The sequence below is a fragment of the Algibacter agarivorans genome (assembly GCF_039543245.1).
GTDB classification, from domain to species: Bacteria; Bacteroidota; Bacteroidia; order Flavobacteriales; family Flavobacteriaceae; genus Algibacter_G; species Algibacter_G agarivorans.
Genome location: NZ_BAABJJ010000001.1, coordinates 49,918 through 67,453, shown reverse-complemented (window position 1 = coordinate 67,453; position 17,536 = coordinate 49,918). Strand labels below are relative to the sequence as shown.

General features: G+C 33.0%; 18 protein-coding genes, 1 tRNA gene and 1 pseudogene. 10 read left to right on the top strand and 10 right to left on the bottom strand.

From position 1 onward, the window contains the following. Positions 1-111: 111 nt before the first annotated feature. Complete coding sequence (locus ABD935_RS00365; protein ID WP_345189459.1) at positions 112-573, bottom strand: Na(+)-translocating NADH-quinone reductase subunit F; 462 nt, start codon at positions 571-573, stop codon at positions 112-114. 360 nt (positions 574-933) lie between these two features. Then, entirely contained in the window at positions 934-1,674 is a 741-nt protein-coding gene (locus tag ABD935_RS00360) for a tetratricopeptide repeat protein (RefSeq protein WP_345189458.1), read from the bottom strand. Between the two features lie 495 nt (positions 1,675-2,169). Here ABD935_RS00360 and ABD935_RS00355 point away from each other — a divergent pair, with 495 nt between their 5' ends. Both ABD935_RS00355 and ABD935_RS00350 read left to right on the top strand, forming a co-directional pair. After that, complete coding sequence (locus ABD935_RS00355; RefSeq protein WP_345189456.1) at positions 2,170-2,547, top strand: Na(+)-translocating NADH-quinone reductase subunit F; 378 nt, start codon at positions 2,170-2,172, stop codon at positions 2,545-2,547. Between the two features lie 6 nt (positions 2,548-2,553). Further along, positions 2,554-3,591 (top strand): FAD:protein FMN transferase, encoded by a 1,038-nt coding sequence (locus ABD935_RS00350; protein WP_345189453.1) that lies wholly within the window; start codon positions 2,554-2,556, stop codon positions 3,589-3,591. A gap of 7 nt (positions 3,592-3,598) precedes the next feature. On the opposite strand, the gene ABD935_RS00345 is transcribed toward ABD935_RS00350, so the two are convergent. From ABD935_RS00345 to map, 3 genes and pseudogenes are all read right to left on the bottom strand, one after another. Beyond that, positions 3,599-4,396: a class I SAM-dependent methyltransferase gene (locus tag ABD935_RS00345; RefSeq protein WP_345189451.1), complete on the bottom strand. Its 798-nt coding sequence runs from the start codon at positions 4,394-4,396 to the stop codon at positions 3,599-3,601. Positions 4,397-4,443: 47 nt separating this feature from the next. Beyond that, positions 4,444-4,810 (bottom strand): annotated as a pseudogene (locus tag ABD935_RS00340) (GxxExxY protein). Positions 4,811-4,871: 61 nt separating this feature from the next. Next, complete coding sequence (gene map, locus ABD935_RS00335; RefSeq protein WP_345189586.1) at positions 4,872-5,690, bottom strand: type I methionyl aminopeptidase; 819 nt, start codon at positions 5,688-5,690, stop codon at positions 4,872-4,874. 121 nt (positions 5,691-5,811) lie between these two features. Here map and ABD935_RS00330 point away from each other — a divergent pair, with 121 nt between their 5' ends. Further along, the gene (locus tag ABD935_RS00330; protein WP_345189449.1) at positions 5,812-7,077 is read left to right on the top strand and encodes an acetyl-CoA hydrolase/transferase family protein; all 1,266 of its coding nucleotides are present in this window, start codon (positions 5,812-5,814) and stop codon (positions 7,075-7,077) included. A gap of 7 nt (positions 7,078-7,084) precedes the next feature. Here ABD935_RS00330 and ABD935_RS00325 read toward each other — a convergent pair whose 3' ends face one another. Beyond that, a complete protein-coding gene (locus tag ABD935_RS00325; RefSeq protein WP_345189447.1) occupies positions 7,085-7,489 on the bottom strand; it encodes a BT0820 family HAD-type phosphatase in 405 nt (134 codons plus the stop codon). 53 nt (positions 7,490-7,542) lie between these two features. Then, on the bottom strand, positions 7,543-9,060 hold the full coding sequence (gene gpmI / locus ABD935_RS00320; protein WP_345189446.1) for a 2,3-bisphosphoglycerate-independent phosphoglycerate mutase: 1,518 nt from the start codon (positions 9,058-9,060) through the stop codon (positions 7,543-7,545). A gap of 249 nt (positions 9,061-9,309) precedes the next feature. Between gpmI and ABD935_RS00315 the strand changes: the two genes are divergently transcribed. Continuing rightward, positions 9,310-9,711, top strand: a complete 402-nt coding sequence (locus tag ABD935_RS00315; RefSeq protein ID WP_345189445.1) for an ankyrin repeat domain-containing protein — start codon at positions 9,310-9,312, stop codon at positions 9,709-9,711. A 69-nt stretch (positions 9,712-9,780) separates the two neighbouring features. On the opposite strand, the gene ABD935_RS00310 is transcribed toward ABD935_RS00315, so the two are convergent. Both ABD935_RS00310 and ABD935_RS00305 read right to left on the bottom strand, forming a co-directional pair. Continuing rightward, positions 9,781-10,548: a M48 family metalloprotease gene (locus tag ABD935_RS00310; RefSeq protein WP_345189444.1), complete on the bottom strand. Its 768-nt coding sequence runs from the start codon at positions 10,546-10,548 to the stop codon at positions 9,781-9,783. Between the two features lie 96 nt (positions 10,549-10,644). Beyond that, positions 10,645-11,112 (bottom strand): GNAT family N-acetyltransferase, encoded by a 468-nt coding sequence (locus ABD935_RS00305; RefSeq protein WP_345189442.1) that lies wholly within the window; start codon positions 11,110-11,112, stop codon positions 10,645-10,647. Between the two features lie 62 nt (positions 11,113-11,174). On the opposite strand from ABD935_RS00305, the gene ABD935_RS00300 reads away from it, so the two are divergent. Together ABD935_RS00300 and ABD935_RS00295 are read left to right on the top strand one after the other, a co-directional pair. After that, entirely contained in the window at positions 11,175-11,600 is a 426-nt protein-coding gene (locus ABD935_RS00300) for a GNAT family N-acetyltransferase (protein WP_345189441.1), read from the top strand. 49 nt (positions 11,601-11,649) lie between these two features. Further along, positions 11,650-11,722, top strand: a tRNA-Gly gene (locus ABD935_RS00295). Between the two features lie 216 nt (positions 11,723-11,938). Here ABD935_RS00295 and pepE read toward each other — a convergent pair. Beyond that, entirely contained in the window at positions 11,939-12,646 is a 708-nt protein-coding gene (pepE, locus tag ABD935_RS00290; protein ID WP_345189440.1) for a dipeptidase PepE, read from the bottom strand. A gap of 94 nt (positions 12,647-12,740) precedes the next feature. On the opposite strand from pepE, the gene ABD935_RS00285 reads away from it, so the two are divergent. The 4 genes from ABD935_RS00285 to ABD935_RS00270 all read left to right on the top strand — a co-directional run bounded on the left by ABD935_RS00285 (position 12,741) and on the right by ABD935_RS00270 (position 17,495). After that, positions 12,741-13,541: a carboxypeptidase-like regulatory domain-containing protein gene (locus ABD935_RS00285; RefSeq protein ID WP_345189439.1), complete on the top strand. Its 801-nt coding sequence runs from the start codon at positions 12,741-12,743 to the stop codon at positions 13,539-13,541. Positions 13,542-13,625: 84 nt separating this feature from the next. Beyond that, positions 13,626-14,414: a peptidase associated/transthyretin-like domain-containing protein gene (locus tag ABD935_RS00280; RefSeq protein WP_345189438.1), complete on the top strand. Its 789-nt coding sequence runs from the start codon at positions 13,626-13,628 to the stop codon at positions 14,412-14,414. A gap of 160 nt (positions 14,415-14,574) precedes the next feature. Next, on the top strand, positions 14,575-15,078 hold the full coding sequence (locus tag ABD935_RS00275) for a DUF6702 family protein (protein ID WP_345189436.1): 504 nt from the start codon (positions 14,575-14,577) through the stop codon (positions 15,076-15,078). A 110-nt stretch (positions 15,079-15,188) separates the two neighbouring features. After that, positions 15,189-17,495: a M1 family metallopeptidase gene (locus tag ABD935_RS00270; protein ID WP_345189435.1), complete on the top strand. Its 2,307-nt coding sequence runs from the start codon at positions 15,189-15,191 to the stop codon at positions 17,493-17,495. Positions 17,496-17,536: the final 41 nt, after the last annotated feature.

Below are 17,536 nucleotides of genomic sequence, written 5' to 3'. Positions count from 1 at the left end.
TATTCAAAGGGGGGGGATAGTCGTTCTTTCTGGGGCTGAAGATATCAATTTTAGACATTATTCAGATTACGATTTGGAAGGTACTTTAGAGATTTGTGAAGTTAAGGTTTATTACGCCAATATTTCTGCTATTTCGTAACTTGGTTTTTTATTTTTAAACTCAAATAATTTGGTGTAATCCATAATATTTGAAACATTATCCATGTTACATAAAAGTTTAACCACTTCTGATAATCCATTAAACAAGCTATCTTTATTTGTTGGGTTTTGTGGTTTGTTGTTTTTATAATGAAGTGGAAGTTTGTAACCACATGCCTTTAAAAAAGTGGCTTCAATCTGTAATAATTCCAGAGGAGTATAACCATTAAATTTACGTCCTAAGTTTTGATGAACAATACCAACATAATTTAATTTTAGGTCACCATGAAGGTCTGAAAGGTGTTTCCAGCTATCCTTATTATCCAAAATATTACCGACTGCACATTGCTTACAACATTCTGGGTGTAATGTGTTATTATGAAAAGCAACATATAGTTTTTTTAAAGCCTGCTCTAAGCGAATGGGAGTTTTCATCTTTTTTTGTTATTAAATTACAAAAAATAAAATTGAATGATAAAAAATATTGAAATGGAAGTGTTAACTTTAAAATAAATCCTATTCCATTTCAAATTTTTTATAAGTTCTCTGTTCGTATTTCTTGAACTCTTCTATCAAGGAAACACCCCTGTGCAAAGCTTTCATTTGGTTAAGAATTTAGAAAATTCAAATATATCGCCTCGGTACAAACTAAATAAAGACAGCATTCTTCCAGTTTCCAATGACGAATTTGGGAGTTCTAAATTTGTAAGGTTCAAATGATTTTTAAATTTTTTATGCTCACATTTTATGTTTTCGCCGATGTAGTAATAATGAACAATAAATTCGATCAAAGTGTTAGTCTGTCAGTTCTAAAAGAACTGTTTTGCCTTTATCTGTATTACTTAAACTAAGATGTTTTTTTGCAAGCTCTAAATTCCCTTCTTTTAAATAGGCTAATCCTAAGTAAAAATACGCATCATTTAAAAATACAAAATTATCTTCTGCTTCTACTGAGCGTTCCAAAAAAGGAATGGCTTCAATAATATTTTTATTTGCTAAGTGAGCAACTCCTAAAAAATAATTTATAGTATCATTTTCAGGTTTGTTTTCGCTTAAAATTTGCCATTTATCAATAGCCGTTTTATAATCACCGTGTTTGTAATTTACCATAGCGTCGTAAAAATCAAAATTATCTGCACTACTCATGGTGGTTGGTAATCCTGGGGCTGGTTTAAAATACTTGTTATAGAGGCTTCTGTTTGGGATATTACTAAAAAACCAAATACTACCAACAGCTATAACAATTGCAGCCGCAATAGCTATTTTACTATAGTTTAAGAAAGGTTTTTTTTTTGATGAAGATTGTTGTGTTTTTAATTCTGGAATATTTTCATGAAAGTTGCCTAACTGTGGCTTCAAAGACTTTGTTTCTGTGTCAAGAAGCATGGTTTTAATGTCTTCAACTTGAGCTTTGAATTCTGCATCAATTTTAAGATAGTCATTAAAATCTTTCAATTCTTTAGCATCCATAGTCCCATTGACATAGCGCTCTATGGCTTCAAACAATTCTTGTGGTATGTCGCTATTGTTATTCAACTTTTAATTATTTTGAGGGTAAAAAAGTAGCGCATAATTTTCCCATCCATATGTGTTTTTTTATTCGTGCTGTTGTTTCTTCAATATTAAATTTTGTTGCGTACTCTCTCAAGGATTTCTTGTCAAAATAGATTCGACTAATTAGTTGTTTGTATGGTTGTCCCATAATTTAAACCGAAAAATTATAAGAAAAATACAATTATTTCATGCTAATACAAATACAATGCTATTAAAGGATTAATAATTCGTTTATCTACTTCGTGTCATTTGTTTTTAATTGCTTTAGTTTGTGTTTAAGGTTTTTTTTAAGACAACGGAATTAAACTAAAATGTAATCAATTTTTTTGTAAAATCAGTTTTCAACCTCTTTATTCATCCCTTTTTTAAGGGTTGTAGTGTCGTCCGTCAGTAGGTTTGTAAAGCGGGTTTTTGATAATGTATAGAAACAGGTTAAAAATGTCATAAACACTTCAACTTTTATATTAAATTTGCATTATGAGCAAACCACTTACAGAACAAGAATTACATAATCTAGCCATGAATCATGTTGGTAAAGACTTAGAACAACGTGGTTTTGAGTTTATTGCCGTAAATAGCAAGCTTAAAAAACATCCACAGTTTGTGTGTATGGATAAAACTAAGCAATACTATTTTGTGATTGTGCGCGCCATAATATTACCCGAAAACCCAAATAATTACGACGTGGTTTGGATGGAAAGTTTTAAAAAGCATGCTCGAGAAAATGATGCCAAAGTGCTATATGCAGGGGTTGGAATTGGAAGTGTTGATGGTGCCGAACAGCCTATTTATCTTGATGAGGAATATTTATTAGAATATAATGGTATTCAGGTATTAGAAACAAATTTGAATTAGGATTCCATGCTAAAATCAAAATATAAATCATTTCGAACAAAAGGAGAATTCACATTATTTTTAATGAAGAGTTTTGTCTTATGGTTATTCGTTTTGTCAGTTTTTGTTTCTTGCGAAAAAGAACAACGCAAAAATATTAAGCTTTCGGGAACCGTTTTCGGAACAAGTTATTCCATTATTTATGATTCTAAAGTTAATTATGAAACGCAATTTGATAGTTTGTTCTATGTTATTAATAAATCGATGTCTACCTATCAAGCAAACTCAGATATTTCAAAATTGAATAGGAATGAAAGCAATGTTGTAGATGATCATTTTATTAAGGTTTATGAAACATCTAAAACCATTCATAAGGCAACTGAAGGGGCTTTTGATCCTACAATAGGAGCGGTTGTTAATGCATGGGATTTTGGTCCTGAAGAAAAAATAATGAATTTGAATAAGCTTAAAATTGATAGCTTAATGATGTCTGTTGGTTTTAATAAAGTGCAACGTATTCAAAATAGAATTAATAAACCAAGTGGGACTTTTATTGATTTTAATGCCATAGCAAAAGGCTACGGTGTTGATGTTATTGGAGCGTATCTAGAATCTCAAAAGGTTAGAAATTATTTAGTTGAAATTGGTGGCGAAATTCGAGTTAAGGGCAAAAATACCGAAAAGCAATTGCCTTGGAAGGTAGGTGTAGAGAGCCCAAATTTTGATGAGAAACAATCTATCTTAAAGACTGTTAGCTTGCATGATGAAGCCATGGCAACTTCTGGAACGTATAGAAAATTTAAGATTGATGAAAATGGCAATCGTTATGCTCATATTATCGATGCCAAAACTGGCTATCCAAGTAAAACTAATCTATTAAGTATTTCGGTAATTGCTGAAAATTGTATGACAGCAGACGCTTATGCCACTGCTTTTAAAGCTATGGGCGTTCAAAAAGTAAAATCATTTTTAAAATCGCATCTAGAACTTAAAGTGTTTTTGATTTTTGAAAATAACAAAAAAGAATTGGAAACCGTATCATTTAATAACTTCCCTGAAAGTTAAATGTGTACTATTTATGTACTACAGGAATAACCTCTCCCTTAGCTAAACAGTACTTGGTAATATCTACTTCGGAAAGTTTTGAAGTGTAATCAACTGCTTCAACCTTGAAACCGATACTTCGAAGTTTGTCAAAATAATCTAAACCATAAACCCGAACATGGTCATACTGTCCAAAGATTTTGGCACGTTCTTTTTTATCAGTAATCGTATTATCTTCAAAGGTTTTTTCTCGGGATAAATCTTGAGGGATTTGAAATATGCCCATACCACCAACTTTCAAAACACGATACAATTCTTGCATGGCTTTTGTATCGTCTGGAATGTGTTCTAAAACATGGTTGCAAAAAATAATATCGTAACTATTATCTTCAAAAGGTAGATTGCAAATATCTGCTTTTACATCTGCAATTGGAGATTCTAAATCGGTAGTTGTATAATCTAAATGGGTTAATTTTTTAAAACGTTTTAAAAAACATTGTTCAGGTGCAAAATGAAGTACTCTAAGTGTTGTTTCGAAAGCTTTCGGGGTTGTGTCGGTATCTTTTGAAAAGAAGTTTGTTTCATTCTGAAGATACAACCATAATAATCTATGGCGCTCTAATGAAAGGGTAGAAGGTGATAGCACATTATGTCTTTGTTTTCCATATCCGTAAGGTAAAAACGTTTTAAAGCTTTTTCCATCAATAGGGTCAGTGAATGTATCTCCTTTAAGAAAAAATGCTAAAATAGGACGTACTAAATAACTTAACCTGATTAATAAAGGTCTGGGGACTGAATTTAATATGAACTTGAAGAGTTTTTTCATAGTTGTACACCGAGATTCGCAGAGAGACACAGAGGCTCACAGAGTTCTTACTCAGTTGAGTTTATGAATCGTTTAATCCCGTTTTTTAAAAGTTTAGTATTAAAGTTGATCAACAATCCTAAAGGGTAATTACCTAGTTTCATATATGTTAAGATTTGAGCATAGTGGACATCGGTAAATTTCTCTACAGTTTTTAATTCTATTTTCAATGAGTAGATCAATTCTGTATCCTTGATTTAACTTTAAATCTTTGTAGATGATAGGTCGTGAAACTTCTTTTTGAACTGAATATCCAATAGATTTTAATTCGTAATACAAACATTCTTGATAAGCAGATTCCAACAAGCCAGGGCCAAGTGTCTTATGAACATCAATAGTGGCTCCAATAATATTTTCTGTAATCTTGTTATACATTAATGTTTTTTAATAGAAGTTGAGAATTCTCTGTGTCTCTCTGCGAATCTCAGTGTAATGACTATAATATCAAGGCTTTTTGACGAAACTCATCCTCCTCATTAGAAATAATTCCCAATGCCTCATAAATATATGCAAAGGTTGATAGCAATTCAGGTTTACCATCAACAAGGGCTACATCGTGCTCGAAATGTGCAGATGGTTTATTGTCTAAAGTAGTAATTGTCCAACCATCTCTATGTTGTTTAATACGATGTGTTCCCATATTAATCATAGGTTCAATAGCGACAACCATGCCTTCAACAAACTTTTTGCCTTTGCCACGTTTTCCGTAATTTGGCATTTCTGGGTCTTCATGCATTTTACTGCCTAACCCATGTCCAACTAATTCTCTTACTACGCCATATCCATGGTCTTCGCAATATTTTTGGATAGCATAACCTACGTCTCCCACGCGATTATTGGCCTTAAATTCTCTTATTCCAACGTATAATGATTCTTTAGTGACTTGAAGCAATTTTTCGGTTTCAGTAGCAATTTCCCCAACAGCAAAAGTGTATGCATGATCGCCATAAAACCCATTTTTAAGCGCACCACAATCAATGGAAATAATGTCACCTTCAATCAAAGGGTCTTCATTTGGTATACCATGAACTACTTGTGTATTAGGACTCATACATAGCGTATTAGGGAAATCGTATAAGCCTAAAAAGCCTGGTGTGGCACCATGGTCTCTTATGTGTTCTTCAGCAATTTTATCTAACTGAAGTGTAGTAACTCCTGGTTTTATTGCCTTTGCAACTTCTCCTAGTGTTTTAGATACAATTAATGCACTTTCGCGCATTAACTCAATTTCTTCTTTTGTTTTTACTATAATCATACTTGAAAAATATTGGCAAAGATACTTAATTTTAGCAATTGTTTTTTTAGCTGTTTTTATGACTTTTGACATTTTTTTTCATATTTGAAATGAATAGTTTTGGTAAACTAAATTAAGGACGATGTATCAGGTTGTAAATCTAGAAGACGCAGTTAAGGTCATAAAAAGCAATGATAGGGTTTATGTTCAAGCTGCCGCTGCTGCTCCTCAGTTATTAATGAAAGCTATGTCTGATAGGTATGAGGAACTTCAAAATGTTGAGGTTTGTCATTTGCATGTTGAAGGAGAAGCACCTTATGCTAATCCTGAATTACGTGATAGCTTTCATGTAAATTCTTTTTTCATTGGAAATAATGTCCGTCATACATTAGCTGCTGGCAATGGGTCTTATACTCCCGTTTTTTTAAGCGAACTTCCTTTATTGTTCAAAAGGAATATTTTGCCATTGGATGTCGCTTTAATTCATGTTTCGGTTCCAGATAAACACGGGTATTGCTCATTAGGGGTTTCGGTAGAAGCAACTTTAGCTGCAATTGATAATGCTAAAATTGTAATAGCACAGGTAAATGAACAGATGCCAAGAACTCATGGAGATGGAATTATTCATTTTACTGAAATTGATTTGTTTGTAGCATGTAACGAACCTATACCAACGCATATTTATGGAAAACCCAGCATTATAGAAGATAAAATTGGCGATTATATTGCCAATTTGATTGAGGATAGAAGTACTTTGCAAATGGGAGTTGGAAACATACCAAATGCCGTATTATCGCGACTTACAAATCATAAAGATTTAGGGTTACATACTGAAATGTTTTCTGATGGTGTTATTGATTTAATTCTAAGCGATGTCATAAACGGAAATTATAAAAGTATTAATCCAGGGCGTGCTTTAACAACATTTATAGCAGGATCTAAGCGTTTATATGACTATATAGATGATAATCCATTTATAGAAATGCGCGCTTCAGATTATGTCAATGATGTTTCGATTATTAAGCAAAATCCCAGAATGGTGGCAATAAATTCTGCTATTGAAGTGGATGTTACTGGTCAGGTTTGTGCAGACTCTTTAGGTGCAAAAATGTATTCAGGAGTTGGTGGACAAATGGATTATATAAGAGGAGCTTCTTTAAGCGAAGGCGGTAAGGCTATTATAGCATTGCCTTCTGTTACTAAAAAAGGTATTAGTAGAATTGTACCATCGTTAAAACCGGGAGCTGGCGTGGTTACAACAAGGTCTCATGTACATTATGTGGTTACAGAATATGGAGTTGCTAATTTGTATGGAAAAACAATTAAAGATCGAGTAAAGGCGTTAGTTAACATTGCACATCCTGATCATAGAGAATCTATTGATAAGGGCTATTTTAATTTAATATAATATTAAGCTATTTAAAGAAACTGAATAACCCTTTTTTCTTTTCCGGTATAGGTGGCGTTGAGTTTGTTAGCAATTGATATATTTCGCCCCAGCCATAAAAGCCACCAATATTTCTATCGTCAATAAATAAATCGGCATTAATTTTTCTGCTCACCTCATTACTGTATTCTTCTTCTGGGAAACTACTATTTACAGCATAAAAATGAATGTCGTTATCTTCACAAAATTTTACAGCTTCATCTAATCTATGACCAGATCTGTACGTCCATAAAATAAGGCGATGCCCTTCGGATTGAAGTTTTTTTAAAGTTTCGAACGCAAACAAGATAGGCTTACCTATTCTCGGGTAGGCATCCTCTACAATAGTACCATCAAAATCGACTGCAATTATCAGCGTATCACTAAAATTCATTTAAATCAAAGACTTGAGTTGAATGCAAAATTAAACAATTTATTTTTTGATAATTATACTAGTGGATGCTGTGTCATGGCTTCCGGTTGTTCTACGCCCATAAGTTTTAAAATGGTCGGGGCCATATCTCCTAATAGGCCATCTTTTATAGTCTCTAATTCATTGTCGATTAAAATAACTGGAACAGGATTTGTTGTATGCGCCGTATTTGGCGAGCCATCTGGGTTTATCATAGTTTCGCAGTTTCCATGGTCGGCAATAAGAAGTGTGGTATAACCATTTTCAAGAGCTGTGGTTACTACGTCTTTTACGCACTCATCAACAACTTCGCAGGCTTTTATTGCAGCTTCCATAACTCCAGTATGTCCAACCATATCACCATTTGCAAAATTTAAACAAACAAAATCTACATCCCCTTTTTCTAATTCAGGAATTAATGCATCACGTAATTCGTAAGCGCTCATTTCAGGTTTTAAATCGTATGTGGCAACCTTAGGGGAATTTCTTAAAATTCTTTTCTCTCCTTCAAAAGGGGCTTCTCTTCCGCCAGAAAAGAAAAATGTAACATGAGGATATTTTTCTGTTTCAGCAATTCTGATTTGTTTTTTTTTGTTTTTTTCTAAAACTTCACCTAAGGTTTCTGTTAAATTTTCTTTGTTGAAAATAACGTTAATATTCTTATAGGTATCGTTGTAATTTGTGAGCGTTACGTAATGCAAATTAAGTTTATGCATATTTTGTTCGTGGAAATCGGTTTGCGATAAAGCTTCCGTTAATTCACGTCCACGATCTGTTCTGAAATTGAAAAAGATAACTACATCATCATCTTTAATATTAGCTACGGGGTTACCAGAATCATCAATCATTATGATTGGTTTAATGAATTCATCTGTAATATCATTATTGTAATGTTTTTGGATAGTGTCTGTAACATTGGTGGATTTTTCTCCAACACTATTAACCATACCATCATAGGCTAGTTTTACACGTTCCCATCGTTTATCTCTATCCATGGCATAATATCTTCCAGTAACGGTTGCCAATTTGCTATTGGTTTTTTCTAAATGACTTTCTAATTCTGTTAAGAAACCATACCCAGCTTTTGGATCTACATCGCGTCCATCTGTAAAGGCATGAACATACGTGTTAGTTAGTCCAAAATCGTTAGCAGCATCTAGTAAGCCGTATAAGTGATTGATGTGAGAGTGTACACCGCCATCACTTAATAGTCCTAAAAAATGAACATCCTTATTATTAGTTTTCGCATAATTAAAAGCATCAACTAAAACTTTCTCTTGATTAAGTGTTTTGTTTTTAACAGCTAAATTAACTTTAACCAAATCTTGATAAACAATTCTACCTGCACCTAGATTCATGTGGCCGACTTCGCTATTTCCCATTTGACCTTCTGGTAAACCAACATGTAAACCATCCGTTCGTAAAGTAGCGAATGGGTATTTTTTATATAAAGTGTCTATAAAAGGTGTATTGGCATGATCGATTGCAGAAACTTTTGGGTCTGGAGAATTGCCCCAACCATCAAGTATCATTAAGATGACTTTTTTGTTCATTTTGTTAAAATTTTAATATTCAACAAAGATAGCTAAGTTTAATAAAATAAGCTTAAAAATATACTTGAAATACCCCGATATTCAAGGCTTTTTATGATTTTTTAATAAAGCAATCATTTCGTTAATGTTATGTAAATTAAACGTTAAAAATGTGTTATAAATCATTTTTTCTGTAACGAATTAAAATTATTATCGTCTCTTTAGTATATCAAAAAACGTAAATCAATAATCAAATTAAAATCTTTCATCATGAAAAAAACAATCATTATTTCCGCAATCGCATTATGCTTTTCAATGGTATCTGTAAATGCTACCCCAGTAAATCCAACTGTTAAAAATTACGATGTAGAAACGTATTTTAAAGTAAACTCATTTTGTGTTTCCATAGCAAAAGGTGATTTAGAAACTGTACAAAAACTGATTAGCAGAGGTGCAGATGTTAATGCTAAATCCGATGGGATGACACCTGCAATGTATGCCGCAAAATTTAACAGAGTTGAAATTTTAAAATTGTTAATAGAACAAGGAGCTAATTTAAAAGTGAAATCTGATAAAAAGATGACAGCAGCTAAGTACGCAGAATTACATGGAGCTACAGATGCAGTTGTAGTTATAGAAGCGGTATTAGCAAAATCTAAAAAGAAAAAATAATTATAAACGTATCATAATTATTTTGAGTTAGTCACTCGTAAAAGCCTTGTTTTTAAGGCTTTTTTTATTTTACTGATTTTTATATTTCTCAATAGCTTCATGAATTTTTTCTATGCGATTATCAGGGTCTGGGTGTGTGCTTTGCATTTCCGGAACTCGATTTGGTCCAGCCGCTTGTTTTAAGATTTCCATAACGCCAATCATGGCTTCTGGGTTGTAACCTGCTTTAAGCATAAAGCGAACACCTAAATCATCACTTTCTAATTCATCATCGCGTCCATTTGTTAACAAGGTGTTTTGACCAATACCACTAACTAAACCACCCATATCCGCGCCAACAGATCCAGCTGTTGTTAATCCTTGCCAGTATTCACTTTCGGCAATACGTTCTGCACTATGACGGCCTAATACATGTCCAACTTCATGGCCTAAAACACCAGCTAATTGATCCTCGTTTTCTAATTTAGAAAATAAGGCGTATGTTATAAATATTTGTCCACCGGGAAGCGCAAAAGCATTAATGGTATTTGGGTCTGCTAATAAATGAAACTCATATTTATAAGGTGTTTCTCTTGCTATACTATTGTTTACTAATTTGTTTCCAACGTTATCAACTAAAGCTTGATATTGGTTATTAGAATGCAGGCCACCATGTTGTTGGGCCATTTGCGGAGCACTTTGTAAACCAATGGCAATTTCCTTATCTGGAGTCATAGATATGGTTTGGGTTCTACCTGTATATGGGTTTACTTCTTGCTGGCTACATCTTTTGAAAACAAAAAATAAGGCAATGGCTGCACCGATTAGTAATCTGACTTTTAGATTTTTCCCTCTCATCTTTAAAAATTTATAATAACTAAAATTACAAAAAAATAGCTTATAGTTATTAGACCCATTTTTGACATAAAGTCACTCAAAAATAGGATGTAGATCTTATAATTTCTTGTACATAGCATAATGTAAGCCTATGTTTTTAATATCAAATGGTTTCCCTATAATTTTATACTCGGATTTTTTATAAAAATTAACAGCAACTTCTCGGGCATTGCACCATACTATCTGAATGTTTTTAGTTTTCAACAAGGTTTCACCATGACTTAAAATAAGGTTTCCTATGCCTTTGCCTTGATATTCTTTTAAAATGGCCATTCCTCTTAGTTGGTATTGGGGTGTTTCAGAAATATCAATGCGATTATTTTTAAAAAAGGAACAAATGCCTACTAATTTTACTTGATCAAATAAGCCTAAATGTATGGTGGTTTTAAAGTTATCCCCATCAAAAATGCAAGATTCCATAGGCATTCCAGATCTTAGAACAGGATGCCGAACCTGATGTGTATCTTCAGGGTTTATTAACTTTATTTTGTAATTTGAAGTTTTAATAAGATGAATATTATACATGTTACAAGTCAAACTTAAACATTATTTTTAAGGAATTAATTATCTTCACTTAAAATTTATTTATGGCTTTTGCATTTAAAATTATAGAAAAAGAACATATAGATTCAGTTATACCTTTAGTTCAAAAGTTGAATGGGAATCAAGTTTCTGATGCTGTTATGAAACAGCGTTTTTCTGAAATGATTACCCAAAATTACGAATGTGCTGTTATTTATGATGGTGATAAACTAATAGGTGTTTGTGGTTTATGGTTTTGCACAAGGCACTATTCTGGAAAAAGTGTAGAGCCAGATCATGTTTTTATAGATGATGGCTATAGGAGCAAAGGTTTAGGGAAGCTGTTTTTTGAATGGATTTACAATTATGCGCTAAGTAAAGGTTGTGAAGCGGCAGAGTTAAACACTTATGTGAGCAATGGGTCATCTCATAAATTTTATTTTAATGAAGGTTTTAAAATATTAGGGTATCATTTTTTGAAAAAGTTATGATTTTTTCTTGCAGGTAAATAAACAGTTTATATATTTGCAGCCGATTATTGCGAGAGTAGCTCAGTTGGTAGAGCGTCAGCCTTCCAAGCTGAATGTCGCCGGTTCGAACCCGGTCTCTCGCTCAAAAAGGTTTCACGTAAAGTGAGACCTTTTTTTATGCAGAATGGTTTGGATTACGGGCAGGAATTATTGTTGGCTGATAGGCTTGCATGAGTGATAGAAGTGGAAAACTCGCAGTAATCCTTATGGCCTGCCGGCCGAGATTGCGAGGATTTGGAACCCTTTGACTCCGCTCAGGATAAACTTCTAGCCCGACCCTAGATACCCAAATTATTTTGCTATTTTAAGTGGTTTAATTCTATTCCGGAATCAACTTCATACGGTGTTTTGTTGTATTCAAAAATCCTAGCAGTCAAATGCCCTTTTAAAATAATAGAATCATTTTTTACGAGCAGCCAGCTTCCTTCTCTTAGACCAACAACAGGCTGCGTATTAAAATAATGGAATTCTTTTATTCTAGTTTCTCTGGTTTCGCCCTTGTGTTTACTAGTGGTGTCGGGGTCTAAATAATGCGGATTAATATTGAAGGGCACTAAGGCCAAGGCATTAAAGCTTGGTGGGTAAACAATAGGCATATCATTCGTGGTTTTTATATTTAAGCCACAAATATTACTGCCAGCACTGGTTCCTAGATAGGGCGTTCCATAAAAAACAACCTCTTTTAACGGTGCAATTAAATGATTTTTGTGTAATTGGTTTGTTAATACAAAGGTATTACCACCACCTACAAAAATAGCTTCGGCATTTTTTATGGCTTCTATAGGGTTTTCAAAAGTATGAAGCCCATTGACTTTTTTATCGATTTTACCAAAAGCAGTGCTTGCTATTTCGGTATAATCATCATGTGAAATACCGCTAGGTCTAGCATAGGGAACAAAAAGAATAGTGCTTGCCTGTTCAAAAAACACTTTTAAGTCGGCCATTATATAGTCTAAATACCCACTTCCGTGAATGGTCGATGTGCTTGCAATTATAATATTTCGCATAATATTTGTGTTTTCAGCGTAAAGCTAATTAAATTTTCATCTGTTTTGTTTTACAAATAGAAATTAAAGTAGTAATTTGAAGATAAAAACCACCATGAACAAATTTATCTTCTTTTTAGCTTTTTTAACGACGCTTAGTACAATTTCCCAAAACATTACTAGAATTGAAGTTTCTGGAAAAATTATTGTTGAAGGCAATGATATTTCAGGGATAACAATTTTTAATACCTCGTCAAATAAAGGAACCATATCCGACGATAAAGGAGAATTTAAATTGCAAGTAACACTAAATGATATTATTGAAGTTAGTGCGCTACAATATCAAAACATTAGTTTTAAGGTTAATGAAGCTATCATTAAATCTAAAAGAATGAAACTTTTTTTAATTGAAGAAATTAATAGATTAGATGAGGTTATAGTATTGCCAAAAGGATTATCTGGAAACTTAAAAAAGGATGTGGCCGTTACAGAGCCTTTCAAGCCTAAGTTAGATGCTTTGTATTTTGGTGTTAAGCATAGTGCGGAGTATGATTTTGAAAAAGATTATAAGACAAAAGTGAAAAATATTGCTATGAGTTCTGAGCGCCAAACCATGATAAACGGACTTAATATCGTTAACGTAGTAGATCAATTGTTGCTTCCCTTGTTTAGGTCTGGAGTAAAAGATAAAAAGAAAGCTGGCATACCCGAAGTACCTATTGAGTCTATAAAATATTATTTTGGTTCGGAATTTTTAGTTGATAATTTCAGTATTCCAGAGCATCGTGTTGAGGAATTTATTAGGTTCGTAGAAAGAGACGATTTCGATTTTTCTTTACTTAACTACGGAAAAGAAATGGAGTTTCTTGAACTTCTAAATAAAAAAAGTCTTGAGTTTTTAAACGCTAAGGGGTAAGCGTGTTTTTAACAAAAGCTTAAAAGCTATTTACATTTTCTTTAAGATATGAAATACGTTCTTTGATGTTCTAATGACATCAAATTGAAACGCTTATTCTTTATTTTTACACTTGTATTACTATCACTTTATGCAAATAGTCAATCTATTGAAATATCTGGTAAGGTTGAAAGCCTATCTAATGTTGAAAACATTCACGTTATCAATAAAACACAACAACTATTTGCGACTACAGATAAAAGGGGGGTATTTGTTATTACAGCAAAATTGAATGATACACTTATCTTTTCGTCAATACAACACCAAGTAAAAAACATAATACTTACCAAACAAATGATTATTGATAAAGTTGTTTATATAAAATTAGAAGAACAAATTAATGTATTAGATGCTGTTACCGTTGGAAAAGTACTAACGGGCAATTTAATGTCCGATATTAAAAATACAGAAGGCGATCCTCCCATTGATTTTTTTGACGTTGGAATTCCAGGTTATCAAGGTAAGCCTGCAACACAAAGTGAAAGACGATTAAGCGAAGCAGGAGAGTTTAAACCAAAAATGCTTTTAGGTTTTTTAGGAGGAGGGATACCTCTAAATCCCATATTAAATGGAATTAGTGGCAGAACTAAAATGCTTAAAAAACGAGTGGCAATTGAAACTAGGGAAGAATTGATGCTTAGTATAAAAGCACGATTATCAAAGGATTTTTTAGCATCAAACCCGTTAAAAGATGATTTAGTAGCAGACTTTTTTTATTTCTGCGCAGACGATCAGAACTTTCTAAAGCACTGTAAAAACCAAACCGATTTTAAAATCTTAATTTTTTTAAGAATGAAATATAAGCAGTACAAGGAAAATTTTAATCAAAAATAATTTCTGCAAGCTTGAATTTTAGGTTACCTTTTAAGTTTTCATTTCAATGCAGAATTGGTATTGCTTCGGTGAAATCGGGAATCGAGTAAAGACTAATATTTTTGGAATGCTTTTTGAAACATAGTTAACAAAATAATTACTTTAGCAAAAAAAAACAGGAATGAAACCATTAAAGGTATTTTTAATACTTGTCGTATTACCACTTTTTGCCTTTACAAGTATGCATAAATACTATATAAGCGTTACTCAAATAGATTATATTGAAGAGAAACAATCTGTCCAAATCACATCAAGAATTTTTATAGATGATTTTGAAAGGTTGTTGAGAGAGCGTTATGATGAAAGCATCACGTTAGCAGAAGACGATGAACCAGCAATTGTAGATTTTTATATTGAGCGCTATTTAAGCGATAAAATTAAGATCAAGATTAATAATGAAGATGCGAATTTTATTTTCATCGGAAAAGAATATGATGCTGATATTATGCGTTGTTACTTAGAAATAGAAGATGTGAAAAAAATAAATACTTTTGAAATCACAAATCAAGTATTGTTCGATTTATTTGAAGAGCAGCAAAATATAGTTAAAACAAAAATTAACTCCAAACAAAAAAGCTTTATACTTATTCCCCAAAATGCTAATGCCGTGTTAAAGTTTAATTAAATTAAAGTTAATTGCCTATAGAAATTATTACTTTCGATCACTTTTTGTAACAATCTTTTAATGAAAGTTATGAAAAAACGCATTTTTTTAAATAATACACAAAAACTACTATGAGAAAAATCACATATATCTGTCTTTCCTTAATTTTTATGTCTTCAGCGATTTTTGCTCAAGATCAAGAAAAAACAGAACGTATAACTGGACATGAAAACACCAATAAATTTAAGCAGTTGTATGATGAGTTTTCAACACCAAATATGTACAGAGCAGCATCTGGTGCGCCAGGTTCAGCCTATTATCAGCAACAGGCTGATTATAAAATGGATATTATTCTAGATGATAAAAATGCTAAGTTAACTGGGTTTGAAACCATAACATACACTAATAATTCACCAGATGAATTAAAATATTTGTGGATTCAATTAGAGCAAAACAAAAGAGCAAAAGATTCTAAATCGCCATTAATAGAAGCTAGTGGTGTAGCTCCTGTTTTTCAACCTAGTGAATTTGCTAATCAATATTTAAAGGAATCTTTGGAAAGAGGTTTTAATATTCAAGAAGTTAAGGATACAAACGGTAAATCCCTACCGCATATGATTAATAGAACCATGATGCGTGTAGAATTACCAAAAATCTTAAAATCTGGTGAAAAATTTTCGTTTTCAATCAAGTGGTGGTACAATATAAATGACCATGTTGCGGAAGATGGTCGTTCTGGTTATGAGTTTTTTCCAAAAGATGGAAACAGAGCCTATGTAATAGCACAGTTTTTTCCAAGAATGGCAGTATATAGTGATGTAGAAGGTTGGCAAAACTCCCAATTCTGGGGTCGAGATGAGTTTGCTTTACCTTTTGGAGATTACGAGGTTAATATTACTGTGCCAGCAGATCATATTTTAGATGGAACAGGTGTTTTAACCAATAGGAAAGAAGTGTATTCTAAAACCATGATGCAACGTTATGAACAAGCTAAAAAGTCTTATAACGAGCCTGTTATAATAGTTACTCAAGCTGAAGCTGAGGCTGCGGAAAGTAGTTTTTCAAATGAAACAAAAACATGGAAACTAAAAGCTAAAAACGTCCGCGATTTTGGTTTTGCCACATCAAGAAAATTTATTTTGGATATGATGTCAGTTAAAATTGGCGGTAAGGATGTTATGGCTATATCGCTTTATCCTAAAGAAGGCAACCCACTTTGGGAAGAATGGTCTACTAAGGCTGTTGCAAGTACATTAGAATCCTATTCAAGAATGACGTTTGATTATCCATATCACAAAGCTATTTCCGTGCATGCCAAACAACAAGGTATGGAATACCCAATGATTTGTTGGAATTATGGGCGCCCAAAAGAAGATGGTACTTATAGTGATCGCGTAAAGTACGGGATGATGGGCGTTATTATCCACGAAATAGGACATAACTTTTTTCCTATGATCGTTAATAGTGATGAACGTCAATGGGCATGGATGGATGAAGGTTTAAACACGTTTGTACAATACGTAGCAGAACAAGATTTTGGAAAAAAATATCCAGAGGCATTATCACCACAAGACGAACATTTTCCGTCAGATAGGGGGCCAGCAAGTATGATAGTTCCATACATGGGAGGTAATCAGGATTTTATAGCGCCAATAATGACCAAAGGGTTAAATACCTACCAATTTGGTAATAATGCTTATGGGAAACCAGCAACAGCATTAAATATTTTAAGAGAAACCGTTATGGGGCATGAGTTGTTTGATTATGCATTTAAAGAATATGCGCGTCGTTGGATGTTTAAGCACCCAACTCCAGAAGACTTTTTTAGAACCATGGAAGATGCTTCGGCGGTCGATTTAGATTGGTTTTGGAGAGGTTGGTTTTACACCACAGATTGGGTAGACATTGGGTTAAAAGAAGTCAAAAAGTACTATGTCTCTTCAGAACCAAATGCTTTCGTAAAGAATCTTATGGAAGAAAGAGGGGTAAGTAAAAGTCAATTAAGGCCTTTGGTTTATATGGTTGAAGAAGGCAGTGAGGAATATACAGAAGACTTGAAAAATGGAACACTTCTAGAAAATTCCACACCACTTAAAACATATATTATGGATAATTTTACGCCAGAAGAGCGTCAAAATATCAAAGCGCCAAAGTACTTCTATAATATAACGTTCGAAAAACCAGGAGGACTTGTCATGCCAATAATTGTAGAGTATACCTATGCAGACGGCACTTCAAAAACCGAAACATACCCAGCGCAAATTTGGAGGTTAAATGATAATGAAGTTAGCAAAGCCATTTCGTCAGAGAAAGAAATCATTTCAATAACCATAGATCCAAAACAGGAAACGGCAGATGTAGATACCTCAAATAATTCATGGCCAAAACAAGTTCAAGAAAGCGATTTTAATCAATTTAAAGAAAACATTAAAGGCTAAATTTTTTTAAGTAAAAGCCGATTTTTGCAATCGGCTTTTTT